We start from the raw sequence: 25921 nt of genomic DNA on the forward strand, positions 1-25921 counted from the left end.
ATGGCACGCGGCAAGCTCCGGATCTACCTCGGCGCGGCCCCTGGCGTCGGCAAGACCTACGCCATGCTGTCCGAGGCGCACCGCCGCGTGGAGCGGGGCACCGACTGCGTGGTGGCCTTCGTGGAGCATCACGGCCGTCCGCGTACCGAGGTGATGCTGCACGGTCTGGAGCAGACCGCGCGCAGGGAACTGGAGTACCGGGACACGGTCTTCACGGAGATGGACGTGGACGCCGTCCTCGCCCGGCACCCGCAGGTGGTGCTTGTGGACGAACTCGCCCACACCAACGTTCCCGGCTCCCGCAACGACAAGCGCTGGCAGGACGTGGAGGAGCTGCTGGCCGCCGGGATCAACGTGATATCGACCGTGAACATCCAGCACCTGGAGTCGCTCGGCGACGTCGTCGAGTCGATAACCGGCGTACGGCAGCGGGAGACCGTGCCGGACGAGGTCGTACGGCGGGCCGACCAGATCGAGCTGGTCGACATGTCCCCGCAGGCGCTGCGGCGGCGGATGGCCCACGGCAACATCTACAAGCCCGACAAGGTCGACGCGGCCCTGTCGAACTACTTCCGCCCGGGGAACCTGACCGCGCTGCGCGAGCTGGCGCTGCTGTGGGTGGCGGACCGGGTCGACGCCTACCTGACCGAGTATCGCAGCGAGCACCGGGTGTCGAAGATCTGGGGCTCCCGGGAGCGCATCGTGGTCGGGCTGACCGGCGGACCGGAGGGCCGGACGCTCATACGCCGGGCCGTGCGACTGGCGGAAAAGGGCGCGGGCGGCGAGGTGATGGCCGTCTACATCTCCCGCAGCGACGGCCTGACCGCAGCCTCACCGAAGGAGCTGGCCGTCCAGCGCACCCTCGTCGAGGACCTCGGCGGGACCTTCCACCAGGTCGTCGGGGAGGACATACCGGTCGCGCTGCTCGACTTCGCGCGCGGGGTCAACGCCACCCAGATCGTGCTGGGCGTCTCCCGCCGCAAGGGATGGCAGTACGTCTTCGGGCCGGGGGTCGGGGCGACTGTCGCCCGTGACTCCGGCTCCGACCTGGATGTCCACCTCATCACCCACGACGAGGCGGGCAAGGGGCGCGCACTCCCGGTGGCCCGGGGTGCCCGCCTCGGCCGGGCCCGCCTGATCTGGGGCTGGCTCGTCGGCCTCGGCGGCCCTGTGCTGCTGACCTGGCTGCTGAGCGGCGTCTTCCCGGACGTCGGGCTCGCCAACGACATGCTGCTGTTGCTGACGACGACGGTGGCGGCGGCCCTGCTCGGCGGGCTCTTCCCGGCGCTGGCCTCGGCGGTGGCCGCGTCTCTGCTCCTGAACTGGTACTTCACCTCGCCCGTCCACACCCTCACCATCGCCGACCCGAAGAACATCGTCGCCAACGTGATCTTCGTCGGTGTCGCGGTGTCCGTCGCCTCCGTCGTCGACCTCGCCGCCCGTCGCACCCATCAGGCCGCCCGGCTGAGAGCGGAGTCGGAGATCCTCTCCTTCCTGGCCGGCAACGTCCTGCGCGGCGAGACCAGCCTGGAGGCGTTGCTGGAGCGGGTCCGCGAGACCTTCTCCATGGAGTCGGCGGCCCTGCTGGAACGCGAGAGCGACGTGGACCCGTGGACCTGCGCCGGCAGCGTGGGCCCCCGGCCCTGTGTCACCCCAGAGGAGGCGGACGTCGATGTACCGGTCGGCGACCACATGACCCTCGCGCTGACCGGACGGGTCCCGCCCGCCGAGGACCGTCGCGTCCTCGCGGCCTTCGCCGCCCAGGCCGCCGTCGTACTGGACCGCCGACGCCTGAAGCAGGAGGCCGACCAGGCCAAGGAACTCGCCGAGGGCAACCGCATCCGCACCGCCCTGCTGGCCGCCGTCAGCCACGACCTGCGCACCCCGCTCGCCGCTATCAAGGCGGCCGTCACCTCCCTGCGCTCGGACGACGTCGAGTGGTCGGAGGAGGACCATGCGGAACTGCTGGAGGCCATCGAGGAGGGCGCCGACCGTCTCGACCTCCTCGTCGGCAACCTCCTCGACATGTCCCGCCTCCAGACCGGCACCGTCACCCCGATCATCCGCGAGACCGATGTCGACGAGGTCATCCCGATGGCCCTCGGCGGCGTCCCCGAGGGCAGCGCCGACCTGGACATCCCCGAGACGCTGCCCATGGTCGCCGTCGACCGGGGCCTCATGGAGCGGTCCGTCGCCAACATCGTCGAGAACGCGGTGAAGTACAGCCCCGATGGCACCCCGGTCCTGGTCTCAGCGAGCGCCATCGCCAACCGGGTGGAGGTACGCGTCGTGGACCGCGGCCCGGGCGTCCCCGACGAGGCCAAGGACCGCATCTTCGAACCCTTCCAGCGCTACGGCGACGCCCCGCGAGGTGCCGGTGTGGGGCTGGGTCTGGCGGTGGCCCGCGGCTTCGCCGAGGCCATCGGCGGCACCCTCCACGCCGAGGACACACCCGGCGGCGGCCTCACGATGGTGCTGAGCCTGCCGATGGCGGCGGCCCATCGGCCGCCGCCGGAGCCCGAGCCGGAGTCGGAGCCGGACATGCCCGCGACCGCCACGTCATAGCCTCACGGACGGTCGAACCACGGGCGCCATGGCCTCTTCTTGGCCGCGGGGGGTCGCCGGGCTCGGCCCGGACGAGACCCGGTGTCCGAGCAGGGCGCGTTGCCGAGACGGTGCATTCCGAGCCACTGACTCGGCCAGAGCGGGACCCGGAGTGGGTCAGTTCCCGCGAGGCACACCAGGGCACCGGCGACGTCCCAGCGGTCGGGACGGTAGCCGTCGGCGATCATGCCCCAGGCGATCGATCCGGCGACGAAGATCCCGCCATAGGCGGCGAGGATGCGGCCGAAGTTGTCGTCGTGCTGCCAGGTCGCCACCACGCCGTAGAGGCCGAGGGCGATGACTCCGGCGCCGATCCAGATCCAGCCCTGTGCTCGCGGATGCCCTGCCAGACGAGCCAGGCCCCTCCGATCTCGAACAGGGCGGCAAGGACGAACAGGGCAACGGAACGAGCGACAACCATGGCCCCGGACCTTACGGGTGCCGCCGACGCAGGGAGCACCTCGGCCGGCCCGCTGTGTGGTGACGTGAGGGAACGGCTGGGCGCCGGGTTCGTCAGCCGCAGTAGTCGCATCGGGGACGGCAACCGCACGAGTCCTCCGTGTTGTCGGTCGGCTGTACCACCGACGCGGCGGTCGGGGCACAGCAGCCTTCGCCTCGCCAGGCGTCGCGGCCTTCCTTGACGGCGATCGCGGCGATCACGAGGGCGGCGATGGGGTCGGCCCATGACCAGCCGAGTGTGGCGTTGAGGGCCAGGCCGACCAGGAGCACGGCGGAGAGGTAGGTGCAGAGCAGCGTCTGCTTGGAGTCGGCCACCGCGGAGGCGGAGCCGAGTTCGCGCCCGGCACGGCGCTGGGCAGCGGACAGGAACGGCATCACGGCCAGCGACAGGGCGGCGAGCACGATGCCGGGGACGGAGCGTTCCGCCTCCCCGGTGCCGCTGAGGGCACGGATGGCGTCCACCGTGACGTACGCGGCCAGGACGAAGAACGAGAAGGCGATGATCCGTAGCGCTGTCTTCTCACGGGCCATGCGGAGAGAGTGGTCGCGGGCGGAGAACTGCCAGGCGACCGCGGCGGCGGAGGAGACCTCGATCACCGAGTCCAGGCCGAAGCCGATCAGCGCGGTGGAGGAAGCGATCGTCCCGGCGGTGATCGCGACGATCGCCTCGACGACGTTGTAGGCGATGGTCACGGTGATCAGCAGGCGTATCCGGCGGCCGAGCGTGTCACGCTGGGCCGGGGACGGTCCGAGGGATATCGCCGTCATCAACAGCAACCCTTCTCCGTGGCGTCGGCGCAGGTCTTGTCCGCCTCGACCGCGATCACGGCGGTACGCAGGTCGTCCAGGGCGTGGCCGAGGCGTTCGTCGGCCAGCTCGTATCGGGTGCGCCGTCCGTCGGGCACGGTGACGACGAGGCCGCAGTCCCGAAGGCACGCCAGGTGGTTGGACAGCCTCGTGCGGGAGACACCGAGCGCGTCGGCGAGGTTCGCAGGGTAGGCGGGAGCCTCGCGGAGCGCGAGCAGGATGCGACAACGGATGGGGTCGGCGAGCGCGCGGCCGAAGCGGACCAGCACGTCGATGTCGGGGGCGAGAGTCAGCACACCTTCACAGTACAGATGATCCTGAATTCAGGAAATCATGGATTGTGGTGGAGTGCCTAGCCTCCGCGCTCGACGGTCGACTGGGGCCGGCTCAACCAAGTCGGCCTTCGTGTACGACTTGATCGCCATCTGCTCGCCGTGTGGCCCAAGCCGCCACCACTCGGATTCGAGGTGCTCGCGGCGTGTTGTTGGGGTTGCGAACGCAGGCGGGATTTCGTGCCACTGTGCGACGCAAGACCCCACGCGTCTTTGACCGCCCCGTGACATCGCCGCCCACTTCAGCGATGTCACTCTGGAGGCCATGTGCAGACAACTGAATCGGTGGGCCGGCAGCGGCCTCATTCGCAAACTCGGCCCCGGCCTCTACAGCGCAACACCACGGTCTCCAGCCCCACTTGCGTGACCAGGAAACGCTAACTACCCGGCCTTGGGGGAGGCCCGTGGTCTTGGCGTCGAGGGGGCCGTTTCCGATCTCCATCCGTGTGCTGCACAACGATGGCCGCAGCTAGATGGCCATGGGCTTCTTCCAGCACCTCGCCGACGACAACGCCGTCGCCTGGCCCGGCGGCTCCGAACCCGGCTTCGAGGTCGCCCCTTCAGTCATCGTTGCGATGAGCGAGCGCGGCATCGACATCTCCCGCGATTTCGCCAAGCCCTGGACCGACGAAGTCGTCCGCGCCGCCGGCGTCGTCAGCGTGGGCTGCGGCAAAGCTTGCCCAGTCTTCCCCGGCAAGCGTTACCTCGACTGGACTCTCGGCGATCCCGAAGGCAAGACCGTCGACGACGTCCGCCTCATCCGCGATGACATCGAACGCCAGTCCGCAGCCTCCGCAACGACCTCGGAGTCCAGTCCAACACTGACCACACGTCAAGGTGGAAAGCCGTCGCTGTGCAGTGAACTTGAGTGCCATGGTCGTCGACCGTCTCGTGGGGGTCTGATGCGCTGGCGCCTTCGTGTGCTTGAGGGGCGAGATGCCAAGACCCTCGTCCACTTGATTCTCGCGCACAACTGGTGGCCTTCTGCTATCCACGTGGCGTGGAAATCACTCTGCAGCAGGCTGTGAGTGATCTCCGGCGGGTGCTGGAGATCATCCGGGACGTCGCGCGCGATGTGTACGCGACCAACGCCGACCGTCACGACCCGTCTCACGGGGACGACAACGGCACCTTTGCTCAGTTGGTCTGGCGGAACATCGCCAACCTCTCTTTCCAGAAGCTCCACCAGGCAGGGATTCCGGTCCGAAGGGTCGCGGGCGGGGCGATCGAGGTCATCTCCCAGCCGTGGGTCGTGAGGGTCTACAAGTTCCCGCTCACTGCCCCTGGAAAGGTGCGGGACAAGCTCGAACAGCTCAGCTGGGACGGCAGCGCCGCTCGACTTCGGGGCGCTGTACGAAACAGCGCGGCGCAGGGGCAGATGGCGTTCGACCAGGACCCGGACTGGGCCGACAGCTTCGCGGAAGCTGTTCGTCAGGGGCATGTTCGGATCGTCCACACCGGTGATCCGGAGACGGGAAACTGCGTCATCGAGGTGGGACTTCCGCGGGACAACCGTGAGGGCGGTTCGCCTTGGCTTGATGGGACGACCGAGATCCACAATGATCTCCAGTCGGGCCTTCCGGCTCCGCGATCGGCCGTGGACGAGCTTGTGGTGCACGGGGAGCTGCCCGAAAAGGGCCCCTCAGATCAAGACCACGAGCTGGCGTCTGAAACGGATTCCGACGAGGACCGTACCGCTGAAGAGGAGACACCCAAGGCACCTGATCACACTGACCTCAAGGAGAACGATCTGCCGCTTCGTCGGCGCACCGAAGACACGCGCGAAGAGCGCGAGAACACAGACTGAGAAATTCATGCCGACACCGCCCCGAGGATCGAGAGGCGCTGAGCTCGCCTCCCGTTCCTTCGAACCCGAAGCTCTGACCACGGCTCGTCAGCTTCGAGGGCTCCGCAAGAATGAGCTTGCCAAGCAGGTTGGGCTCACGCCAGCAGCGGTCAGTCAGTACGAGCTGGGCCAGAGTCGGCCTTCAAGCACGGTCGTTGCCCAGTTGGCCATGGCATTGGGAGTGCCCGCCACTTTCTTCGCCACGGGGCACCCGCATCCAACGGTGCCCAGTGCCGCCCACTTTCGAAGCCTCAGGGCGACGACGCAACTTCAACGGGATCAGGCCGTCGCGTTCGGCAAGATCGTCTGGCGGCTGGTGACGACCGTCGAGCACTACGTGGAACTCCCCCCTGCGGCCCTGCCGCGCCTGGCTCTGTCGGCTGAGCCGAGCAGAGCGGACATCGTGGCCGTTGCCCGCGAGGCTCGCGAGGCCATGGGGGTGCCCAGCGGCCCGATCCCGCATGTGACACGACTACTCGAAGCCCATGGCGCCGTGGTCTTGGAGCTTCCTGAGATGTCCAAACGAGTGGACGCCTTCTCGCACTGGTACGGGAGCAGGCCACTGGTCTTCCGGAACCCTGCCAAGAACGACAAGGCTCGATCCCGCTTCGACGCAGCGCACGAGGCCGGGCACTTGGTCATGCACCTTGACGCCGAGCCCGGGAGCAGGATCGGCGAGAACCAGGCCCACGACTTCGCGGCTGAATTTCTGATGCCAAGCGCCGAGATCCTCGCGGAGCTGCCGAAGAGGCTGGACTGGGAGGCGCTGTACGCCCTGAAGCGGCGGTGGGGCACTTCCCTGAAAGCCCTCGTCTACCGCGCCCACGCCCTCGGTGCCTTTCGGGAGACAACGCACAAGCGCGCCATGATGATGCTCTCTCAGCACGGCGACCCCGAGCCTTGTGACCTCGGCCCTCGTGAAGCACCTCTCCTCCTCGAAAAGGCGGTCCACCTTTGCGAGGAGACCGGCATTTCGTTCGACAACCTTGTCGCCCGCTCGGGCTTGCCCTTCGAGCTTGCAAACGAGGTCTACGCCACGGCGACGATGACGAGGCCACGCCTTGCGTTGGATGTATCCGAGGAAGACACAAAGCCGGCCGCTCCTGAGGTGCTCACGCTATTCCCGAGTTGATCATCTGCCCGCCGCATGGGCAAGGGGACGCTGCTGGTCACCTTCTCCCTGATCAGGCTAGCTCTGTGGCCAAGGACCGGAGCGCTGGGACGAGTTCGGGGTGGTCTCCGCGTGAGGTTGACTGGAGGAGTTCGGTCATGACGATGATCTGTGCGACGCGTCCGGGTTCTGTCTTGAGGATGGGGAAGGTATCCCGGACTTGCTGGGCGAATGCGGGTACGAGCAGGGAGTACGCAAGGATCATGGCGGCGTCGTAGCCGACGGAGGCCTGGCCGAAGCCTTCCCAGTCGAGCAGGTAGGGGGTCGCGCGAGTGAGGTTGGCGGGGTGCAGATCACCGTGCGCCGTGGCCCATTCCGTGATCCGTGGGCCGGGTATACCGAGAAACCGAGGGACGTTGCGGTCCACCCACTCCTGGCGTACGGCTACGCGGTCCGTGGCGATGCTGCCCACGTACTCCAGGTCTGTTCGCAGCGACGACCACCATTGAGTGGGTGGGTCCAGGTGGGTGTGTAGGACGGGGTCGGTGGAGCAGGCGGACTCCTCGAGGTACTGGTGGCCTCGTGCCCCCTGGCCCTGATTCACCCGATGTCGCTGGTCCTGGTGGAGGTAAGGGCCGCTCGTCCGGCCTCCAGCCTGGCGGCCGGGATCCGGAAGGGCGAGCAGGAGACGTAGTCGAGGCCCGCCCGGTGGAAGAAGTGGATGGACTCGGGGTCGCCGCCGTGTTCGCCGCACACCCCGGTCTCCAGCCGCGGGTTGACGGCACGCCCCGCTTCGACGGCGAGTTCCACGAGTTTGCCGACGCCTTCCTGGTCGAGGGACTCGAACGGCGACACGGTGAAGATCCCGCTCTTCAGGTACAGCGGGAAGAAGGAGGCCTCCGCGTCGTCGCGGGACAGTCCCCATGTCGTCTGCGTCAGGTCGTTCGTGCCGAAGGAGAAGAAGTCGGCGGCCTCGGCGATGCGTCCGGCGGTGAGTGCGGCGCGCGGCAGCTCGATCATCGTGCCGATCGGGCAGTCCAGGGCCAGCCCCGACTCCGCGGCGACGTCGGCGAGTACGCGCTCCGCCTCCGTGCGGGCCAGGCGTAGTTCCTCGACTGTTCCGACCAGCGGGATCATGATCTCGGCGTGTGGGCGGCCACCGTCACGCAGTCGCTGGACGACGGCCTCGGCGATCGCCCGTACCTGCATCGCGACCAGGCCGGGGACAGCCAGGCCGAGACGTACGCCGCGCAGGCCCAGCATCGGATTCTGCTCGTGCAAACGCTCGACGGCGTCGAGCAACTCGCGGTCGTGGACGTCCGGATGGGTGGCGCTCGCCAGGCGGACGGCCAGTTCCGTACGGTCGGGCAGGAACTCGTGCAGCGGCGGGTCGAGGAGGCGGATGGTCACCGGCAGCCCGTCCATGGCCTTCAGGATCCCGGTGAAGTCCGCACGCTGAAGTGGCAGAAGGGCCGACAGGGCCCGCTCACGCGCGGAGTCGTCGCGGGCCAGGATCATTGCCTCGACCAGCGCCCTGCGTTCGCCGAGGAACATGTGCTCGGTACGGCACAGGCCGATGCCCTGCGCTCCCAGCCGTCGCGCACGCTCGGCATCCTCGGGGGTGTCAGCATTGGCTCGGACGTCGAGGCGGCGTACGGAGTCGGCATGGGCGAGGGAAACCAGCACCGCTTCCGTCAGGGGGCCAGTGGCGGTTCCGGTCTCCAGCACGCGCCCCACGTCGGACGCCGTGAGCGGCAGCGCACCAACGTGGACCGTTCCCGCCGTGCCGTCCACGGAGACCGTGTCGCCCTCCCGGATCACAGTGCCCGAGGAGGTGGTGAGTCGGCGTGCGACGGGGTCGACGGTGAGTGACTCGGCGCCGCAGACGCACACCTTGCCCATGCCTCGTGCGACGACGGCGGCGTGGCTCGTCTTTCCGCCGCGGCTGGTCAGGACCGCTTGGGCGGCGATCATTCCCGGGAGGTCGTCGGGGGTGGTCTCCCTGCGGACCAGGACGACCGGCTCCCCGGCCGCGGCCCGCCGTACGGCCGTCGCGGAGTCGAAGACGACGGCGCCGACCGCCGCGCCCGGCGAGGCGGGGACACCCCGGGCGAGGGGCAGGTCTGTGGGGCGCGCCTCGAAGCGGGGGAACATCAGCCGGGTCAGCTCGGCGCCGCCCACGCGGACCAGCGCCTCGTCCGCCGTGATGGTCTTCTCCTCGCACAGGTCATGGGCGATGCGGAAGACGGCCTCGGCGGTGCGCTTGCCGACGCGGGTCTGCAGGATCCACAGCCGACCGCGTTCGACGGTGAACTCGACGTCGCACAGGTCGCGGTAGTGCCGCTCCAACATCCGCAGCTGGTCACGGAGTTCGACATACGCGCGCGGGTCGAGGGTCTTCAGCTCGTCCAGCGGCACGGCGTCGCGCACGCCGGCGACGACGTCCTCGCCCTGGGCGTCGGGCAGGTAGTCGCCGTACATGTCGGGGGCACCGGTGGCCGGGTCGCGGGTGAACGCGACGCCGGTACCGGAGTCCGGGCCGAGGTTGCCGAAGACCATCGCCTGGATGTTGACGGCGGTGCCGAGGTCGTCGGGGATGTGCTCGCGCCTGCGGTAGACCCGGGCCCGTTCGCCGTTCCAGGAGTCGAAGACCGCGCGGATCGCCCGGTACAACTGCTCGACGGGGTCCTGCGGGAAGTCCTCGCCCGTCTCACGGCGGATGAGTGTCCTGAACTCATCGGTGAGGAGAACGAGTTCGTGGGCGTCCAGATCGTGGTCGTCGGTGACCGCGCGCCGTGCCTTGCGTTGGGCGATGGCCTGTTCGAACAAGGCGCCGTCCACGCCCATCACCGTACGGCCGAACATCTGCACAAGGCGTCGGTAGGAGTCCCAGGCGAACCTCTCCTGCCCGGAGGTCTTGGCAAGTCCGGCGACCGAGTCGTCGTTCAGGCCGACGTCGAGGATCGTCTCCATCATCCCGGGCATCGAGAAACGGGCTCCGGATCGTACGGACACGAGCAGCGGGTCGTCCGGTGCTCCGAGGCCGCGGCCCATGGTGCGCTCCAGCACTGCCAGGGCCCGGGCCGTCTCGATGGCCATTTCGGGCGGTTCCTCGCCGGTCGACAGATAGGCCTTGCATGCCTCGGTCGTCACGGTGAAGCCCGGCGGCACGGGAAGTCCGAGCCGGGTCATCTCGGCCAGGCCGGCTCCCTTGCCGCCGAGCAGGCCTGCCATCTCACGGTTGCCCTCGGCGAATCCGTACACGTACTGCGTCGGTACGTTCGTCATGGCTGCGACCTCTCACTGGTGGCGGACGACGGCCACTGGGCGGCCGACGTGCATGGCGGCATGGGTGACGGGGCCGGTGGGTGGATCCGTCGGCCACTCGGCGAGGCGGAGGTCGGGTCAGTACGGCTGGTCCATGTCACGCGATCACGACACCCTTCATCACCAGGGGCCTTGTCAAGGAGCGCACTTCGGCGATGACAGAGGCGCGCGGTCCGGCCCGTCCGTGCCACCTCACCGCGTGCCGGCGACGAGGAAGTCGGCGCAGCCGGACAGCGTGGTGAGTTGGGGCGTGTCCTCGTCCTCGATACGGAGCCCGGTCCGCTCGCTGAGGACTTCCACGAAACTCAGGAAGTCCAGCGAGTCCATCTCCAGAGCGTCGCGGAACGGGTCATCGGGCCCCAGAGTGGTGAAGTCGGCATCGGGGACGACGCCGGCGATGGACTCCTTGACCGTGGCCAGTGCTTCGGTTCGGTTCACAGCTGCTCCGGGTTCTGCAGGAGGCGGTCGACCGCCGTCAGGTAACGTGCTCCGACGGCGCCGTCCGTCGCGCGGTGGTCTGCTGACAGAGTGGTGGTGACCACCGGGCGTACGCCCAGCAGGCCGTCGACAGCGCAGGGCCGGTCGACGACCCGGCCGAAGCCGACCAGGGCCACTTGGGGCGGGTAGATCACGCCGAAGACGGCTTCCACCCCCTGATCGCCCAGGTTGGTGACCGTGATGGTGGAGTCGGCCACTTCGGATCCTCGCAGCCTGCCGGTACGGGCGCGGGCGACCAGGTCCTTCAAGGTGGTCATCAGCTTCGGGAGTTCGAGGGTGTCGGCGTCGTGCAGCGCGGGGGCGACGAGCCCGCCGCCGCGCAGGGAGACCGCCACGCCGAGATGTACTCCGTCGCCCGCCGTGAAGCGGTCGTCGGTCCAGAAGCCGTTGAGTTCGGGGGCCTCCCGGGCCGCGCGGGCCGCCGCCTTGAGCAACAGGGCTGCGGGAAGCAGCCGTTCGCCGACCGGGCTGCGCCGGTTGTGCTCGTGCAGCCAGTTCATGGCGGTGGCCATGTCGATGGTCGTGGACAGGTAGTAGTGCGGGATGTCCCGGTTGGCGCGGGTCATCAGTCCGGCGATCGCCTGGCGCATCGCGGCCGCCCGGTCGTCGGTGGGACGTACCGGGGCGGCGATGTGGCGTGTGGGTGAGGCCTCGGTCGCCGGGCCCGGTGCCGCGCCCCGCACGTCGGTGGCGCGGACGGCACCGTCCTTGCCGGTTCCCGTCACGGCGGTCAGGTCGATGTCCAGTTCGGCGGCGAGCCGCCGGGCGAGCGGAGTGGTCCGTACGCGCGACGACGGAGCGACGGCCCTGGAGGCCGCGGCCGCTCCCTCGATGTCTGAGCGTGTGACACGCCCTCCGGGCCCGGACCCCTGGAGGGTCTCCAGGTCGACGCCGCTGCGCTCCGCGAGGTGGCGGAGCAAGGGGCCTGCCTCGGTGTGTTGTCCGTGGTCCTGGGCGTCGGAGGGTACCGGGACCCGAGCGGGTTCGGGCCGGGCAGGTTCGGGCCGGATGGGTTCGGCTGGAGCGGGGGGTGTCGCGCGCTTCGGCGTCGGCCGGGGCGGTCGTTTCTTCTCGGTCGCCCCGGGTTCTCCGCGCCTCTCACGCTGCTTGGGCTCTTCGCGCTTCTCGCGCTCTTCCGCCGTCGGCTCGATCAGTGCGAGCGCCGTGCCGACCGGCACCGTCGTACCCGGCTCGACGAGCAGCCTCCCCATCGTCCCGGTCTCGAAGCACTCCACCTCGATCGTGGACTTCGCGGTTTCCACGACCGCGACGGGATCGCCCTTCCGGACCGGGGCACCGGGCTGAACCAGCCACTCCAGGAGCGTGCCCTCGTCCATGTCGGCGCCCAGGGACGGCATGGTGAACTCGGCCATGGTCAGTCCACCGCCCGGTGCGCCGCAGCCACGATGTCGGAGGTCTGCGGCAGGGCCGCCTCCTCCAGTTGCCGGGCGTACGGAATGGGGACCTCCGCGCTGCACACCCGCTCCACGGGGGCGTCCAGTTCATAGAACGACCGCTCGGCGATGCGGGCGGACACCTCCGCGGCGAGGCTGCCGGTGCGCCACGCCTCGTCGATGATCACCGCACGGTGGGTACGGGCCACGGAGGCGGTGATGGTCGCGTCGTCGAGGGGTCGGAGCGTGCGCAGGTCGATCACCTCGGCGTCGATGCCGTCGGCGGCCAGCTCGTCCGCCGCGGCGAGGGTCTTTGGCAGCGAACCGCCGTACGTGATCAGGGAGATGTCCGTGCCGGGCCTGCGGATCGCGGCGTGGTCCAGATCTACTGGGGCGGCGGGCGGCGCGAGTTCACCGGAGGCGTTGTAGAGGCTTCCGTGTTCGAAGATCAGCACCGGGTCGGGGTCTGCCAGCGCTGGGGCAAGCATGTGGCGTGCGTCTTCGAGGGTCGCCGGAGCCACCACACGGATGCCGGGGATGTGTGCGTACCAGCCCTCCAGGCTGTGGGAATGCTGGGCGGCGAGCTGGCGTCCCGCGCCCGTCGTCATGCGGATCACCAGGGGTACAGGCAGCTGGCCGCCCGACATGTGCAGCAGCGTGGCGGCGTTGTTGAGGATCTGGTCGAGGGCGAGCAGGCTGAAGTTGACGGTCATGATCTCGACGACCGGCCGCATCCCGGCCAGGGCCGCGCCGATCCCGGCACCCACGAACGCGGACTCCGACAGTGGGGTGTCGCGGACCCGTTCCGGCCCGAACTCCTCCAGCAGGCCGAGGCTGACCCCGAAGCATCCGCCGTACCGGCCGACGTCCTCCCCCATCAGGAAGACACGGTCGTCGGACCGCATGGCCTCCCGCAGAGCCTCCCGCATCGCCTCTCGGTAGGTCGTCTTCTGCTCCTGCGGCTGTCCGGCGCCCATGATCAGCTCACCTCCGCCGAAGCGCTCGTGACATGGCGCAGCAGGTCTGCGACCGGCTCTTCGGGCGCCTCCTCGGCGGCTGTGACGGCGTGGGCGATCTCGTTGGTGACCCGGCGCTCGATCGCGGCGAGTTCCTTGTCGGCCGGCTCGCCGTCCTCGCGCATACGGTCCATGAGGCGGGTGATCGGGTCCCTGCCCTTCCACCGCTCGATCTCCGCCTTGTCCCGGTAGCGGTCCGGGTCGTACATGGAGTGGGCGCGGAAGCGGTAGGTGCGCAGTTCCAGGAAGTGGGGTCCGGCGCCTGCCCGGATGGCTTCGCAGGCCCGACGGGCGGCCTGTTCGACGGCCTCGACGTCCATGCCGTCCACGGCCCAGGCGACCATGCCGTAGGAGGCGGTGCGCATGGCCAGGTCGGTCTGTGCCTCGTGCCGTTCGATGCCGGTTCCCATGGCGTAGAGGTTGTTCTCGCAGACGAGCAGCAGGGGCAGGTTCCACAGGGCGGCGAGGTTCGCCGTCTCGTGGAACTCGCCCTCGGCGAAGGCCCCATCGCCGAAGAAGCAGCAGGTGACGCGGGGGTGTGCGCGCATGCGGTCGGCGAGGGCCAGACCGGCGGCCAGCGGGAGACCGCCGGCGACGATGGCGTTGCCGCCGTAGAAGCGGCGGCTCGCGTCGAACAGGTGCATGGACCCGCCGCGGCCTCCGCTGCAGCCGGTCGTCCTGCCGTACATCTCGGCCATGACGGCTTCGGCGGGGATGCCGCGGGCGAGCGCGTGGCCGTGCTCGCGGTACGTGGAGACGACGGCGTCCTCGGGGTTCAGCGCCTCGTTGACGCCGACGGCGACGGCCTCCTCGCCGATGTAGAGGTGGACGAAGCCGCGGATCTCGGCGGCGCTGTACAACTCGACGCACCGTTCCTCGAAGCGCCGGATGCGCAGCATCGCCTCCAGCAGGTCCACCCTGTGCCCGGTGGCCGACCGGTCGGTGGGACGCCTGGTCTTCGTGCTCTGCTTGTTCACCACGGCCTTCTTCGTGGCCTTCTTCTCGGGTTTCTTCGCGGACTTCGACGTCGGGGAGGTCTTCCCGGTGCGGGTGCCGCGGGCGGGGCTCATTGGGATCCCTCCAGGGTCGACAAGTCGCCGGTGGGCAGGCCGAGTTCACGTGCGCGCAGGAGCCGGCGCATGACCTTGCCGCTGCGGGTCTTGGGCAGGTTCTGGTCGAAGGCGATCTCCCGGGGCGCGACGGCCGGGCCCAGCCTGCGGCGGGCGAAGGCCAGCAGTTCCCGCTCCAGATCCGGGGCTGGTTCGACGTCGGGGCGCAGCGACACGAACGCCTTGACGATGTTCCCGGCGACGGGGTCCGGCCGGCCGATCACTCCTGCCTCCGCGACCGCCGGGTGCTCCATCAGCGCGCTCTCCACCTCGAACGGGCCGATCAGGTGCCCGGCCGACTTGATGACGTCGTCGGCACGGCCCACGAACCAGTACCAGCCGTCCGCGTCCCGCCGGGCCAGGTCGCCGGTCAGGTACCAGCCGTCGACGAACGCGGCCTCGTAACGCTCCTTGTCGTGCAGATAGCCGCGGAACATGGACGGCCAGCCCGGCCGCAGCGCCAACTCGCCCTCCACGTCCGGGCTCCGTACCTCTGTGACCCGGCCGTCGGTGATCAGCGCCCGGCCGTCCTCGCCGCGCTCCAACAGGGCTGCCTCGACCCCCGGAAGCGGACGTCCCATCGAACCGGGCCGGATGTCGCACGCCGCGAAGTTCGCGATCAAGATGCAACCGGTCTCCGTCTGCCACCAGTTGTCGTGCACCGGCAGGCCCAGCACCTCCTCGCCCCACACCACCGCCTCGGGGTTGAGGGGCTCGCCGACCGAGGCGATGAACCGCAGGGCCGACAGGTCGTACGAGCGCGGCAGGTCGTACGGGCCTTCGCGCGGTGTGGCGCGCATCAGCATCCGCAGGGCCGTGGGGGCGGTGTACCAGACGCTGACCCGCTGTTCGCCGAGGATCCGGTACCAGCGCCGGGCGTCGTAGTCGCCCTCGTCGACCACCACCGTCACGCCGTGGACGAGCGGGGCGATGATGCCGTACGACATGCCGGTGACCCAGCCGGGGTCGGCGGTGCACCAGTACACGTCCTCGGGGTGCAGGTCGAGTGCGTACGCGGCTGTGGCGTGATGGGCCACGACCGCCTCGTGGACGTGGATCGCGCCCTTGGGGGTGCCCGTGGTTCCGCTCGTGAAGTGCAGCAGGGCCATGTCCTCGGGCGAGGTCGGCGGGATGGTGAAGGTGTCCGGGGCGGTGGACATCAGCTCGTCGAAGGAGACCGTGCCGGCCAGCTCCTCGGCACCCGGCCCGACGATCAGAACGTGTTCCAGCCCTGGCAGCGACGCCCGTCGGTCGGCCACCTTCCGCTGGTACAGGGCCGCGGTGGTGACCAGCAGCCGGGCGTCACCGAGACGCAGCCGCTGCTCCACCGGGTCGGGGCCGAAGGCGGAGAAGAGCGGGCACAGCACGCTGGTGTTCTTCAGCGTGCCCAGCACCGTGGTGTAGAGCTCGGGACAGCGCCCGAGCAGGGTGAACACCCGTTCGCCGTGGCCGACGCCGAGCGCGCGCAGGGCGTTCGCGAAGCGGGCGGTGCGGCGGGCCAGCTCGGAGTAGGTGACGGTCGAGACGGTGTGGTCACGGGCCACGCACCGCAGCGCGATCTTCTGCCCCTCACCCGGGCCCGCATGCCGGTCGACCGCCTCGTGCGCGATGTTCAGCCCACCGCCGGGCTGACCTGCCAGAGCGGTGCGCGCCAGCGACCAGGTGAAATCGGAACGGATCCGGTCGTAGTCGGCGAGATTCGGTATGACGTCCGGTGCGGTGTCCTTGTGGATCGTCTCCCAGTGCATGGGCGCTCCTCCTGACGCCTGCCTCTGTCTCCAGAGTCGCCGACCCCGACCCGGGCCGCATGCCGACCGGGCTCCGGTCGGGACTCGACCGCCTCCGACGTTGCCCCTGGCTCAGGCGCCTCACTCGCGGTGCAGCACCACCTTGAGGGCTCCGGTGTCGGGGCCGTGGGCGAAGACCTCGTAGGCGTCTCCCATGCGGTCCAGGCCGAATGTGTGGGTGACCAGCCGGGAGATGGGCAGGCGTCGGGATGTCACCAGGTCGAGCAGCCAAGGTGTCGAGGAGGCATCGACCTGACCGGTGCTGATCGTCACGTTCTTCCGCCACAGAGCCTCAAGATGCAGTGTGGCCGGCTTGCCGTGCATGCCGATGTTGGCGATGTGCCCTCCTGAGCGCACCACGCGTGTGCACAGGACGAAACTGTCCGGATCGCCGGCGGCCTCGATGACGACGTCGGCTCCCGGGCCCTCGGCGAGGTCGGCGATCAGCCGACCGGGTACGTCGGCGGCATCGACGCCCAGGCGGGTGGCGGCTTCCAGCCGGGAGGGAGACAGGTCCACCGCGATGATCCTGCGAGGCGAGTAGATCCGCGCGATGACGACCGCTGCGAGCCCCACGGGACCCGCGCCCACCACGACGACGGTGTCTCCCGGCCCGACGTGTCCGTTGCGCACCCCGACCTCGTAGGCGGTGGGCAGAACTTCCGCGAACAGGACCGCATCGTCGAGGGGCAGGCTCGCGGGCCGCCGGTGGGTGGAATTGTCGGCGAACGGCACACGTACGAACTCGGCCTGTGTGCCGTTGATCAGGTTCCCGAGGATCCATCCACCGCCCTCGCGGCACTGTCCGCCCATACCGGCCCGGCAGAACCGACAGTGGCCGCAGGCCGAGACGGACGACACGATCACCTGGTCCCCGGGGCGCACGGCATGAACCTCGTGGCCGATGTCCGTCACCTCGCCGACGGCCTCATGGCCGAGGACCGTCCCCGGCTTCACCTCGGGGAGGTCTCCGCGCAGAATGTGCAGATCGCTGCCGCAGACGGTGGTCGCGTCGACGCGCACGATCGCGTCGGTCGCCTTCTCGATCGAAGGATCCCGGATCGTGTCCCAGGAGGTCTGCTGGGGGCCGTGGTAGACGAGTGCCCGCATGGTTGCCCACTCCCTCGCTGCCCCCTCTCCACCGTCGCCCCGAAGGGGATGAGGAGGCAACCGGGACCTTCGCGCTCTCCAGTGTGCTCAGTCGGGCTCCATGTAGGGGCGGCGGAAGACCGGGGCCTGGCCGGTGCCGTAGGGGCGTACGGCCGCCAGCGCCTGGACGACCGCGGCCTCCAGGGGGCCGCTTGTGTCGACCGTGACGGCCTCTGGCCACGGCGGCGCCGCGGCTGCCATGGCCCGGGCCACGTCGAGGTCGGCGTCGGATGCCCCAGGAGCGCGGGTGCTCAGGCGGGCCGCCGATAGGTCGCCCGGCACCCGGCAGTACAGGGCCACGAGGTCGGCGCTGGTGCGTTCGGCCATGCGCTGGGCGGCTTCGCGCTGTGCCGGATGGGACCAGGTGGCGTCCAGGACGACGGACTCACCTGCGGACAGCAGCGTGGACGCACGATCGATGAGGGCGGCGTAGGTCTTGGCGGTCCACTCCGCCGTGTACAGCCCCTCGCCGTAGCCCGCGGCCGCGGACTCCTCCGCCGGGATGCCGGCCAGCTCCTTGCGCAGGCGGTCGCTGCTGAGCAGCGTGACGCCCAGACGGTCGGCCAGCGCACCGGAGAGCGTGGACTTCCCGCTGCCCGGGAGCCCGCCGACGAGGGTGAGGCCGATGGCGGAGGTGCGCAGGTGACGCAGCGTCGTCGTCACCAGCCGGTGTGCCGCTTCCTGTGCTCCGGATGTGCCCTGGCGGGCCTGGATCAGGTAGACCTTGGCCCGGACGAAGGCGCGGTAGGCGACGTAGTGGTGCCACAGGGAAGGGGGTGCGGGGTCGCCGGAGTACTCGCTGTACTCGGCGAGGAAGAACGCCGCGGCTTCCGGGGCGCCGAGCTGTTCCAGGTCCATGGCGAGGAAGGCGGCGTCGTCGAGGCCGTCGACGTAACGCAGGCGGTCGTCGAACTCCAGGCAGTCCAGGACGCGGGGGCCGTCGTCGAGACAGAAGATGTCCTCGGCGAGCAGGTCGCCGTGGCCGTCCACCACCCTCCCCTGCTCGATGCGGGCGTCGAAGAGCCGTTTGCGGCCGGAGAGATAGCGGCGCACCAGTCGCTCGACCTCCTCGACCTCCTCGACCTCCTCGACGTCCTCGACGTCCTCTGCGCCGTCGAGCGGCAGGCCGTCGTCGGCCATGGCGCGGACCTGTGCGAAGCTCGCTGCCCAGCGCGACAACAACGCGTCCCTGGTGCCCTGTTCGTCCACCTCCCGGCTGCGGGGCGCGTCCGCGTGACGCGTGGCGAGCTGCCGGGCGACGGCGCGCAGGACATCGTCGACGGTGGCCCCGTCCCGAGCCAGGCGGGACAGGCGGCGCGCCGACGGCATGCGCCGCATCACCACGAGGGGCTCGGGCACGTCCGTGTCAGGGCTGCGGATTTCCCCCACGCCCAGATAGACATCGGGGGAGAAGCGACGGTTGAGCTCGACTTCCCGCTCGCACGCGGCCCGTCGGGCCGCGACGGTGGTGTAGTCCAGGAACTCCAGATCGACCGGTTTCTTCACCTTGTAGGCGCGGTCGCCGACGAACACCACGACTGCGGTGTGGGTCTCGCACACCTCCGCGCGGGGAAGCGGCGGAGCGTCGAGGCCGGCGCTGGGGCGGACCACGGACGTATCGGCCCGATGCACCGCCTCCGTCGGCTCCCCGCCGTGGTTCGGTTCAGCCATGGGGGACGACGGCGACGGGGCAGCGCGCGTGGTGGACGGCGGCTTGGGCCACGTGGCCCAGGTGCGGTGCCACGGGCGGATGGTGCTTTCGTCGGCCGACCACCAGCAGCCCGGCGTTCTCGGCCTCGCTCACGACGGCCTTGGCGGGGCTTTCGAGCCGGACCACGTCGAGCACCCTCACACCGGGGAACTTCTCGCGCCAACGGCGGAGCGCCTGGCTCAGGTGCTTCTGGATGTCCTGTGTGATCTCCTCGGTCACGTCATGGTCCACGCCCCAGGGAACGTGTGCGTGGATCGGCACACTTCGGCCGTGGATGGCCCTGAGGGGCACGCCACGCGCCGCGGCGGTGACGAACCCGAACTCGAGCAACTCGTCGCAGGGGCCGTGCAGTTTCAGCGCCACGACCACGACGCCCGTCGTAGGCGCGGTGGGCTGGGGCCTTCCTTCCCGCGCCTCGGCGCGTACGAGGACCACCGGGTGCTCGGCCTTCGCCACGACGGGCATGCTGACGTCTCCCATGAAGTAGCTCTCGACAGGCGTCAGTCCACGTGAACCGAGCACGAGCACCTCGGACTCCGAAGCCGCTTGCAGCAGCGCGTCCTGGGCGTCGTCGGCGACCAGGTTGCCGACGATGGAGAGACCTGGGTGGTGTGCCTGGAGCTCGGCCCGCGCGTTGTGGACGATCCGCTTGGCCCAGTAGTTCTGATCCAGCTCCGAGGGGATGTCGGTCGGCTCTGGCACCAGCAGGGGCCATGCGTGCAGCAGGCGCAGCGTGAGCTTGCGCCGTTCGGCCTCTGCGGCGGCCCAGTGGGCGGCGGCAAGGCTCTCGGGTGAGCCGTCGAGGCCCACGGTGATCGCTGGCTCCATGGCGGCTGCCTCCGTCTCGTACGAAGCTGGAGTCACGGGAACGAGTCCTCTCGTCCAGACTGCGCCCGTATGCCGAGTACGGCCTCTTCAGGAGGGGTGTGCCGCCCGGCGCGAGGAGGAGGTGAAAGAAGTGGTGATTCCCCTGGTGGCCGGCGTCGACGGGTCCGAGGCGAGTCTGGAGGCCGTTGACTGGGCAGCCGGTGAGGCGGTCCGCCACGATGTGCCGCTTCACCTCGTGCATGCGGCGGCCCCGGACCACGAGGCGTACGAACTGATCGCCTCCGCCTCGGAGCGGGCAAGAAAGGTCGCTCCCCTGGTACGGCTGTCGAGCGAGGTGCTGTCTGGGGACGCGGTGTCCGCCCTGATCGGCAAGGGGCGCAACGCCTTCGCGCTGGTACTTGGGTCCAGAGGGCTCGGGGGTCTCGCCGGGCTGCTGCTGGGCTCGGTCAGTCTGGCCGTGGCGGCGCACGCCGATTGCCCTGTCGTCGTGGTGCGCGATGGAGCGGAGTACGGGAACGCCCGGTTCGGGAACGTCGTCGTCGGTGTCGAGGACGGGGAGGGAAGCGGTACGGCGGTGCGGTTCGCCTTCCGCGAGGCCCACGTGCGGCGCTGTCGGCTGGTGGCGGTGCACGCCTGGAACGCCCCGCTCGGGGCTCTCGCCGAGCCCCCGCCCCTGTCCGGGTACTCCACGCAGGCCCACCGGCGCCCGCCGGCGCAGGTGCTCGACGACGCGTTGCGGGGTGCCGCCGAGCGATACCCGGACGTTTCGCTGAGCCGCCGGGTGATCGAGGGGTCGGCCCGGCAGGCACTTCTGAACGCCGCGGCGCGCGCCGACCTGCTCGTCGTCGGAGCCCGCAGGCGACATGGGCACACGGGTCTCCAGCTGGGCCTTGTCAACCACGCGGTGCTGCATCATGCGCCCTGTCCGGCCGCGGTCGTTCCGCAGATATGACGGTTACCGACCCGGGGCTCGTGGCCCGTCGGCTCTGCCGGCCCGGGTGGCCTCCCCCAGGGACCTTCGGCCCTTTGACCCGGATCCGTTGACGGTCGATCGTGGTAGGGGAACCGACCAGCGACGGCTGGAGGCCAGGCCATGAGTGCACAAGGCTCGCCGAACCCGTCCAGCGCCCATCCGCCGCGCCAGGAGCACCTGGCCGGGGGCGCGAACCCGTTGAGGCGTACGTCCGACAGGATCGAGTCCTGGGTCCTCCGCTTCCTGATGGTCGTCCTCCTCTTCGGGCTGCCGGCGGCGTCACTGAGCGCGGGGCGGACCGCGTACGAGTCCAACATGGACACCGTGCGGGCACAGGCCGCGGAGCGGCATCAGGTCACTGCCCGGCTGCTGTCGGACGCCGAAGGAGCGGGGGACGGCGCGGAAGGCGCGCTGCAACCGACGCGGGTTCGATGGACCGACAACGAGGGCGAGGAAAGGACCGGAACGGCACTCGTGAAGTCGGGTACGGCCAAGGGATCGACCGCACGAATCTGGCTGGACCGGGAAGGCGCTGTCGCCCATCCCCCGATGAGCGCGGGCAACGCGACAGCCACCGGCTGGCTGGTCGGCGGCATGGCGGCGCTCGCGGTGGCCACCGGCGTCTGCGCGGCGAGGGCGGGCGTGCGCAAGGTGCTGGACCGCGGAAGGTACGCGCGGTGGGATGCCGAGTGGGACCTGGTGGAACCCCAGTGGTCGGCACGCTTCCGCGGATGACCGGCCGTGGGCCGCTGGGGTCCCGAAGGAGGTGAGGGCGATGTCCGACGCGACGACCACCGACCTGTACGAGGTGACGATGGCGATGTCGTATCTGCGTGAGGGGATGACAGCCCCGGCGACGTTCAGCCTCTTCGTCCGCGAGCTGCCATCCGACCGCGGCTTCCTGGTCGCGGCGGGACTGGAATCGGCCCTGGACTACCTCGCCGGACTTCGTGTCGGCTCCGAGGACATCGCCGCATTCGCCGCGGCACTGCGCCGGCCGGCCCGGGATCTGGAGCCGCTGCTCGGGCTTGAGTTCACCGGCCAGGTGCGGGCGGTGCCGGAGGGGCGGATCGTGCTCGCGGGAGAACCCCTGCTGGAGGTGACCGCCCCGCTTCCCCAGGCGCAGCTGGCCGAGACGTACGTACTCAACCAGCTCAGCCATCAGACGACGATCGCCTCCAAGGCCGCGCGATGCGTGCTCGCCGCAGCCGGACACCCGGTCGTCGACTTCTCCCTGCGGCGCGCCCATGGCCCACAGGCCGGTTATCAGGCTGCCCGGCTGAGCGCGCTGGTGGGCTTCGCCGGGACCAGCAACGTGGCCGCGGCGACGGCTGAAGGCGTGCCGGCGGTCGGCACGATGGCCCACTCGTTCGTGGAGGCGCATCCGACGGAGGAGGCTGCGTTCCGTGCCTTCACCCGGACTCACCCCGGCCCGGTCACCCTGCTGGTGGACACGTACGACACCGAGACCGGCGTCCGCATCGCGGCCCGTGTCCTGCGAGACCTCGACCACGCGGCCCGCGGGCCCGGCTCGGCGATCCGACTGGACAGCGGCGACCTCGGAGCCCTGGCGGTACGGGCGCGCGCCGTCCTCGACGCCGCCGGCCTGCCGGACGTACGGATCGTCGCCAGCGGCGGTCTCGACGAGTACGCCGTGGACGATCTGATCCGCTCCGGCGCGCCGATCGACACCTACGCCGTCGGTACCCGCGTCGGCGTCTCGGCGGACGCCCCGTATCTGGATTCGGCCTACAAGCTGGTGGAGTACGACGGCCGCCCGATGATGAAGCTCTCCTCCGCGAAAGTGACGGCACCCGGGCGGAAACAGGTGTTCCGCCGCGCCGGCTTCGACGACGTGATCGGCCTTGCCGACGAGCGGCCACCCGAAGACGGCAGGTCGTTGCTGGAGACGGTGATGCGGGACGGACGGCGCACAGGCAAGCCGCCGACCCTGCGCGAGAGTCGGGAGAGATTCGCCGCCGATCTTGCCGTGCTGCCACCGGTGGCCCGGCGGATCCGAGCCCCCGTGGCACCGCGGGCGACGACCTCCGAGCAGCTGAGCGCGCTCACCGACCAGGTCCGACGCCGCATCGCCGAGCAGACGCAGGCACCCGCCGCCCGTTGGCGGAACCCGGAGCGAAGCACCTACGGATCGCAGCGTTCCGTACCGAGGTGAGGAGGAAAGCGATGCCGCATACCGTGGAGTGGAAGGTTCGTCTCCACCTCTTCGAGGAGGAGGGAACGACGAAGGCCCGTGTGGTGCTGGACACCGGAGCCACGACACTCACCGGCCACGGGGTCGCGCACTGCAACCCGGCGGACACGGACGTGCCGGAGATCGGTGACGAGCTGGCGGCCGGCCGGGCCATGCGCGACCTCTCCGCGCAACTGGTGAAGGTCGCCGAGCAGGACATCGAAGGCATGGGTGCTTCCCGGACCGGCTCGCGCACCCAGCAGGCCGCCGGGTGGCCCATGTGACCGCCGACGGCGAAACAACCTGGACAACCTCGCGGGGGTGCCGGTGCCGGTCCGGGAACCCCGCTCAGTGAGCAGCAGCCCCGGCCCGAGGAGTGGTGGGCTGTCGCCCCACAAGGAAGTGAGGAGGATGACCGATGACACTGCCTGTCCGTCGCAGTAGGAGCGCTGTCCCCGCGTGGGACCCGTTCCGCGAACTCGAGGATCTGCACAGCCGGATGGACCGGCTCATGCAGTCCGCGTTCCCCGGTGCCGGGGAGTTCGGCACGCCCGAGGCGTGGGCGCCGCTGGCCGAAGTCGAGGACACCGAGGACGCGTATCTGGTGGAGCTGGAACTCCCCGGCGTGAGCAAGGACCAGATCACCGTGGAGGTCGCCAACGGCGAACTCGATGTCCACGGCAAGATCAAGGAGAAGGAACGCACCGGTGTGGTCCGGCGGCACACCCGCCACATCGGGCAGTTCGACTACCGCACGAGTCTGCCGCCGAACTCCGACCCCGAGCACATCAGCGCGGATCTGACCGACGGAGTCCTCACCGTGCGCGTCCCGAAGGCCGAGAAGTCCAAGCCGCAGCGTATCGAGATCAGCGGCTGAGCGAGGGGCGTGACCCGGCTGCCAAGGGCTGGCGCCGAGGTTGCGCGGGCTGCGGCAGGCCGGTGTTCGCGTGCCATCCACGCAGGGCCGACCGTCTCGCCGTCGGCCCTGCTCCGGCCCTGGCCGGCATGGCTCACGCGCCGGTGGCGTCGTCGGTCCGGTACGCGATGTGCTGCGAGACCGAGACCACGCCGTCGACGCTCCGGCACAGCCGCTCGATGATGGGGACCAGACTCTTGAACTCGACGGATCCGCCGAGGGAGACCTGTCCCTCACGTACCTCGACCGTCACATCCGTGGGCGCGAGGGACAGCGTGCGCCGGAGTACGTCCCGCGTGATCTCGTCGCGGATGGCGTCGTCACGGCGCAGGAAGATCCGCAGCAGGTCGCCGCGGCTGACGATGCCCCGCAGCCGGTCCGTCTCGTCCACGACGGGCAGCCGCTTGACGTGGTGGACCTCCATCAGGCGGGCCGCCTCGACCACACTCCACTCCGGACGCGCGCACACCGCGGGGGCCGACATCAGTTCCTCGGCCTTCGTCCCTTCGGCCTTGGCCCGCTCCCACGCCTCCAGATGCGGAATCGGGGTCAGACCGGACGGATCGGTCTGGTCCGAGGACTTGCGCAGCAGGTCGGCCTCGGACACCACCCCCAGGGGGCGGTCCCGTTCGTCCACGACGGGTACGGCGGTGACGTCGTTCTCCGAGAGCAGCTTGACGATCTCCTTGAACGGCAGGTCCCGTGGCGCACGGACGACGTCCCGGGTCATCAGTTCTGCGACCGTTCGGTGGTGCATGTCGCGCCTTTCTTCCGGGGCACGTGGTCAAGCCGCGTCGGCCCGGATCAGGGCTTCTCATCCCATGCGGCGGCCTGTCGCGCGTGGCACGTTGGGTACAGGAACATTCTGAGGAAGGGGCGGCGATCATGCGAGCTCACCTCGGCGACCAACTCGTCATAGAGGGCCCGGCCACCGGTGCCACCAGGCGCGACGGAGAGATCGTCGGACTCCACCATGCGGATGGCACACCTCCCTACGATGTGCGCTGGTCGGACACGAACCAGGTCACGCTGGTGTTCCCCGGGCCCGATGCCCACGTCCGACACTTCGAGCGGGAGCCCGGGACCCCCGAGCCCTCCCGGCCGAGCTCGGAGGAGGCGGGTGCGGAGGAGGCGGGTGTGGTGCCGGAGACGACCCCGCTGAGCGTGGCCCCCAACCCCGGGGACATCGGTCGGCGCGTGGCCACCGAACGCGAGCGCCAGGGGCTGAGCCGGACAGAAACAGCCCGACGTGCCGGAATGGCGCCGGACTACCTGGCATACCTCGAAGAACAGCCGGCCGACCCGAGCGTGGGGAGCCTGATCAGACTGGCCGACGCGCTGGGTACGACGGCCACAGCACTGCGCGGGGCCGGTATCGATCTGCCGCCGGGCCGGGGCCAGGCACTCCTCCACCCTCGGCTGCGGGAACTGGGGCCCGATGAATGTCGCGCCCTGCTGTCCACCCATGGTGTGGGCCGCGTCGCGGTGTCGACCGCAGAGGGTCCGGCGGTCGTCCCGGTGAACTACGAGGTCGTCGACGACACGATCGCCTTCCGGACCGCACCCGAGTCGGTACCCGCGGCTGCCGTGGGCTCGGAAGTCGCCTTCGAGGTCGACCATGTGGACGAGGCGATGAGCCAGGGCTGGAGCGTGCTCGCCATCGGCCCCGCGAGGGTTGTCACGGAGCCCGACGCCGTGCGCCGGCTGGCCGATCGTGCCCACACCACGCCGTGGCCGGGGGGCGAACGCGAGATGTGGGTGTCGATCATTCCCCAGCGCCTCACGGGGCGCCGCATCAGTCCCGCCGACCAGTGAGCGGGTCCCCTGCGGCCGTTCCGACGCACGGAGGGAGGCTCCGAT

General features: G+C 70.0%; 23 protein-coding genes and 2 pseudogenes. 11 read left to right on the forward strand and 14 right to left on the reverse strand.

Annotated elements, in window-relative coordinates:
* Complete coding sequence (locus tag OG622_RS45805; protein ID WP_371583030.1) at nucleotides 1-2565, forward strand: ATP-binding protein; 2565 nt, start codon at nucleotides 1-3, stop codon at nucleotides 2563-2565.
* Between the two features lie 161 nt (nucleotides 2566-2726).
* Here OG622_RS45805 and OG622_RS45810 read toward each other — a convergent pair.
* From OG622_RS45810 to OG622_RS45820, 3 genes and pseudogenes are all read right to left on the reverse strand, one after another.
* Nucleotides 2727-3025 (reverse strand): annotated as a pseudogene (locus tag OG622_RS45810) (YnfA family protein); the annotation flags it as partial.
* Between the two features lie 92 nt (nucleotides 3026-3117).
* The gene (locus OG622_RS45815) at nucleotides 3118-3831 is read right to left on the reverse strand and encodes a cation transporter (RefSeq protein WP_371583032.1); all 714 of its coding nucleotides are present in this window, start codon (nucleotides 3829-3831) and stop codon (nucleotides 3118-3120) included.
* Nucleotides 3831-4166, reverse strand: a complete 336-nt coding sequence (locus OG622_RS45820; RefSeq protein ID WP_086749282.1) for a helix-turn-helix transcriptional regulator — start codon at nucleotides 4164-4166, stop codon at nucleotides 3831-3833. Before OG622_RS45820 ends, OG622_RS45815 begins: the two co-directional genes overlap by 1 nt.
* Before the next feature lie 515 nt (nucleotides 4167-4681).
* On the opposite strand from OG622_RS45820, the gene OG622_RS45825 reads away from it, so the two are divergent.
* From OG622_RS45825 to OG622_RS45840, 4 genes and pseudogenes are all read left to right on the forward strand, one after another.
* Nucleotides 4682-5230: a hypothetical protein gene (locus OG622_RS45825; protein WP_371583033.1), complete on the forward strand. Its 549-nt coding sequence runs from the start codon at nucleotides 4682-4684 to the stop codon at nucleotides 5228-5230.
* Complete coding sequence (locus tag OG622_RS45830; RefSeq protein ID WP_179201088.1) at nucleotides 5203-6009, forward strand: hypothetical protein; 807 nt, start codon at nucleotides 5203-5205, stop codon at nucleotides 6007-6009. The genes OG622_RS45825 and OG622_RS45830 overlap by 28 nt, the downstream gene beginning before the upstream one ends.
* Before the next feature lie 7 nt (nucleotides 6010-6016).
* Nucleotides 6017-6232 (forward strand): annotated as a pseudogene (locus tag OG622_RS45835) (helix-turn-helix domain-containing protein); the annotation flags it as partial.
* A gap of 39 nt (nucleotides 6233-6271) precedes the next feature.
* Nucleotides 6272-7180 carry an ImmA/IrrE family metallo-endopeptidase gene (locus OG622_RS45840; protein ID WP_371584426.1) on the forward strand — a complete coding sequence of 303 codons (909 nt, stop codon included), beginning with the start codon at nucleotides 6272-6274 and terminating at the stop codon, nucleotides 7178-7180.
* Nucleotides 7181-7232: 52 nt separating this feature from the next.
* Here OG622_RS45840 and OG622_RS45845 read toward each other — a convergent pair whose 3' ends face one another.
* The 10 genes from OG622_RS45845 to OG622_RS45890 form a co-directional block, all read right to left on the reverse strand.
* Nucleotides 7233-7763, reverse strand: a complete 531-nt coding sequence (locus OG622_RS45845) for a phosphotransferase (RefSeq protein ID WP_086749284.1) — start codon at nucleotides 7761-7763, stop codon at nucleotides 7233-7235.
* Complete coding sequence (ppdK, locus tag OG622_RS45850) at nucleotides 7760-10447, reverse strand: pyruvate, phosphate dikinase (RefSeq protein WP_086749285.1); 2688 nt, start codon at nucleotides 10445-10447, stop codon at nucleotides 7760-7762. The genes OG622_RS45845 and ppdK overlap by 4 nt, the downstream gene beginning before the upstream one ends.
* A gap of 231 nt (nucleotides 10448-10678) precedes the next feature.
* A complete protein-coding gene (locus OG622_RS45855) occupies nucleotides 10679-10924 on the reverse strand; it encodes an acyl carrier protein (RefSeq protein ID WP_086749286.1) in 246 nt (81 codons plus the stop codon).
* Nucleotides 10921-12357 (reverse strand): 2-oxo acid dehydrogenase subunit E2, encoded by a 1437-nt coding sequence (locus tag OG622_RS45860; RefSeq protein WP_086749287.1) that lies wholly within the window; start codon nucleotides 12355-12357, stop codon nucleotides 10921-10923. Before OG622_RS45860 ends, OG622_RS45855 begins: the two co-directional genes overlap by 4 nt.
* 2 nt (nucleotides 12358-12359) lie before the next feature.
* Nucleotides 12360-13355 carry an alpha-ketoacid dehydrogenase subunit beta gene (locus OG622_RS45865; protein WP_086749288.1) on the reverse strand — a complete coding sequence of 332 codons (996 nt, stop codon included), beginning with the start codon at nucleotides 13353-13355 and terminating at the stop codon, nucleotides 12360-12362.
* A 2-nt stretch (nucleotides 13356-13357) separates the two neighbouring features.
* A complete protein-coding gene (pdhA, locus tag OG622_RS45870) occupies nucleotides 13358-14464 on the reverse strand; it encodes a pyruvate dehydrogenase (acetyl-transferring) E1 component subunit alpha (RefSeq protein ID WP_371583037.1) in 1107 nt (368 codons plus the stop codon).
* The gene (acsA, locus tag OG622_RS45875; RefSeq protein ID WP_086749289.1) at nucleotides 14461-16251 is read right to left on the reverse strand and encodes an acetate--CoA ligase; all 1791 of its coding nucleotides are present in this window, start codon (nucleotides 16249-16251) and stop codon (nucleotides 14461-14463) included. Before acsA ends, pdhA begins: the two co-directional genes overlap by 4 nt.
* 120 nt (nucleotides 16252-16371) lie before the next feature.
* On the reverse strand, nucleotides 16372-17400 hold the full coding sequence (locus OG622_RS45880) for an alcohol dehydrogenase catalytic domain-containing protein (RefSeq protein ID WP_086749290.1): 1029 nt from the start codon (nucleotides 17398-17400) through the stop codon (nucleotides 16372-16374).
* A gap of 87 nt (nucleotides 17401-17487) precedes the next feature.
* Entirely contained in the window at nucleotides 17488-18999 is a 1512-nt protein-coding gene (locus OG622_RS45885; RefSeq protein WP_371584427.1) for an AAA family ATPase, read from the reverse strand.
* A 103-nt stretch (nucleotides 19000-19102) separates the two neighbouring features.
* Nucleotides 19103-19978: a universal stress protein gene (locus OG622_RS45890; RefSeq protein WP_086749291.1), complete on the reverse strand. Its 876-nt coding sequence runs from the start codon at nucleotides 19976-19978 to the stop codon at nucleotides 19103-19105.
* Nucleotides 19979-20108: 130 nt separating this feature from the next.
* On the opposite strand from OG622_RS45890, the gene OG622_RS45895 reads away from it, so the two are divergent.
* The 5 genes from OG622_RS45895 to OG622_RS45915 all read left to right on the forward strand — a co-directional run bounded on the left by OG622_RS45895 (nucleotide 20109) and on the right by OG622_RS45915 (nucleotide 24022).
* Nucleotides 20109-20930 (forward strand): universal stress protein, encoded by an 822-nt coding sequence (locus OG622_RS45895; RefSeq protein ID WP_086749292.1) that lies wholly within the window; start codon nucleotides 20109-20111, stop codon nucleotides 20928-20930.
* A gap of 141 nt (nucleotides 20931-21071) precedes the next feature.
* The gene (locus OG622_RS45900) at nucleotides 21072-21686 is read left to right on the forward strand and encodes a hypothetical protein (protein ID WP_319066154.1); all 615 of its coding nucleotides are present in this window, start codon (nucleotides 21072-21074) and stop codon (nucleotides 21684-21686) included.
* A gap of 40 nt (nucleotides 21687-21726) precedes the next feature.
* The gene (locus tag OG622_RS45905; protein WP_371583038.1) at nucleotides 21727-23127 is read left to right on the forward strand and encodes a nicotinate phosphoribosyltransferase; all 1401 of its coding nucleotides are present in this window, start codon (nucleotides 21727-21729) and stop codon (nucleotides 23125-23127) included.
* A gap of 11 nt (nucleotides 23128-23138) precedes the next feature.
* Nucleotides 23139-23429: a DUF1876 domain-containing protein gene (locus tag OG622_RS45910; RefSeq protein ID WP_086747198.1), complete on the forward strand. Its 291-nt coding sequence runs from the start codon at nucleotides 23139-23141 to the stop codon at nucleotides 23427-23429.
* 134 nt (nucleotides 23430-23563) lie between these two features.
* Nucleotides 23564-24022: an Hsp20/alpha crystallin family protein gene (locus OG622_RS45915; protein WP_086747199.1), complete on the forward strand. Its 459-nt coding sequence runs from the start codon at nucleotides 23564-23566 to the stop codon at nucleotides 24020-24022.
* Between the two features lie 133 nt (nucleotides 24023-24155).
* On the opposite strand, the gene OG622_RS45920 is transcribed toward OG622_RS45915, so the two are convergent.
* Nucleotides 24156-24818: a CBS domain-containing protein gene (locus OG622_RS45920; protein ID WP_086747200.1), complete on the reverse strand. Its 663-nt coding sequence runs from the start codon at nucleotides 24816-24818 to the stop codon at nucleotides 24156-24158.
* Between the two features lie 128 nt (nucleotides 24819-24946).
* Here OG622_RS45920 and OG622_RS45925 point away from each other — a divergent pair, with 128 nt between their 5' ends.
* Nucleotides 24947-25876: a pyridoxamine 5'-phosphate oxidase family protein gene (locus OG622_RS45925; protein ID WP_086747201.1), complete on the forward strand. Its 930-nt coding sequence runs from the start codon at nucleotides 24947-24949 to the stop codon at nucleotides 25874-25876.
* Nucleotides 25877-25921 lie beyond the last annotated feature (45 nt).

Origin of the sequence: Streptomyces sp. NBC_01314, from assembly GCF_041435215.1 — a bacterium.
Classification (GTDB): Bacteria; Actinomycetota; Actinomycetes; order Streptomycetales; family Streptomycetaceae; genus Streptomyces.

Excerpts from the sequence above, each read along its gene's own strand:
- OG622_RS45805 (WP_371583030.1), top strand. The coding sequence starts at position 1 with ATGGCACGCGGCAAGCTCCGGATCTACCTCGGCGCGGCCCCTGGCGTC.
- OG622_RS45815 (WP_371583032.1), bottom strand. The coding sequence starts at position 3,831 with ATGACGGCGATATCCCTCGGACCGTCCCCGGCCCAGCGTGACACGCTC.
- OG622_RS45825 (WP_371583033.1), top strand. The coding sequence starts at position 4,682 with ATGGGCTTCTTCCAGCACCTCGCCGACGACAACGCCGTCGCCTGGCCC.
- ppdK (WP_086749285.1), bottom strand. The coding sequence starts at position 10,447 with ATGACGAACGTACCGACGCAGTACGTGTACGGATTCGCCGAGGGCAAC.
- OG622_RS45860 (WP_086749287.1), bottom strand. The coding sequence starts at position 12,357 with ATGGCCGAGTTCACCATGCCGTCCCTGGGCGCCGACATGGACGAGGGC.
- OG622_RS45865 (WP_086749288.1), bottom strand. The coding sequence starts at position 13,355 with ATGGGCGCCGGACAGCCGCAGGAGCAGAAGACGACCTACCGAGAGGCG.
- pdhA (WP_371583037.1), bottom strand. The coding sequence starts at position 14,464 with ATGAGCCCCGCCCGCGGCACCCGCACCGGGAAGACCTCCCCGACGTCG.
- acsA (WP_086749289.1), bottom strand. The coding sequence starts at position 16,251 with ATGCACTGGGAGACGATCCACAAGGACACCGCACCGGACGTCATACCG.
- OG622_RS45880 (WP_086749290.1), bottom strand. The coding sequence starts at position 17,400 with ATGCGGGCACTCGTCTACCACGGCCCCCAGCAGACCTCCTGGGACACG.
- OG622_RS45890 (WP_086749291.1), bottom strand. The coding sequence starts at position 19,978 with ATGGAGCCAGCGATCACCGTGGGCCTCGACGGCTCACCCGAGAGCCTT.
- OG622_RS45900 (WP_319066154.1), top strand. The coding sequence starts at position 21,072 with ATGAGTGCACAAGGCTCGCCGAACCCGTCCAGCGCCCATCCGCCGCGC.
- OG622_RS45905 (WP_371583038.1), top strand. The coding sequence starts at position 21,727 with ATGTCCGACGCGACGACCACCGACCTGTACGAGGTGACGATGGCGATG.
- OG622_RS45910 (WP_086747198.1), top strand. The coding sequence starts at position 23,139 with ATGCCGCATACCGTGGAGTGGAAGGTTCGTCTCCACCTCTTCGAGGAG.
- OG622_RS45915 (WP_086747199.1), top strand. The coding sequence starts at position 23,564 with ATGACACTGCCTGTCCGTCGCAGTAGGAGCGCTGTCCCCGCGTGGGAC.
- OG622_RS45920 (WP_086747200.1), bottom strand. The coding sequence starts at position 24,818 with ATGCACCACCGAACGGTCGCAGAACTGATGACCCGGGACGTCGTCCGT.
- OG622_RS45925 (WP_086747201.1), top strand. The coding sequence starts at position 24,947 with ATGCGAGCTCACCTCGGCGACCAACTCGTCATAGAGGGCCCGGCCACC.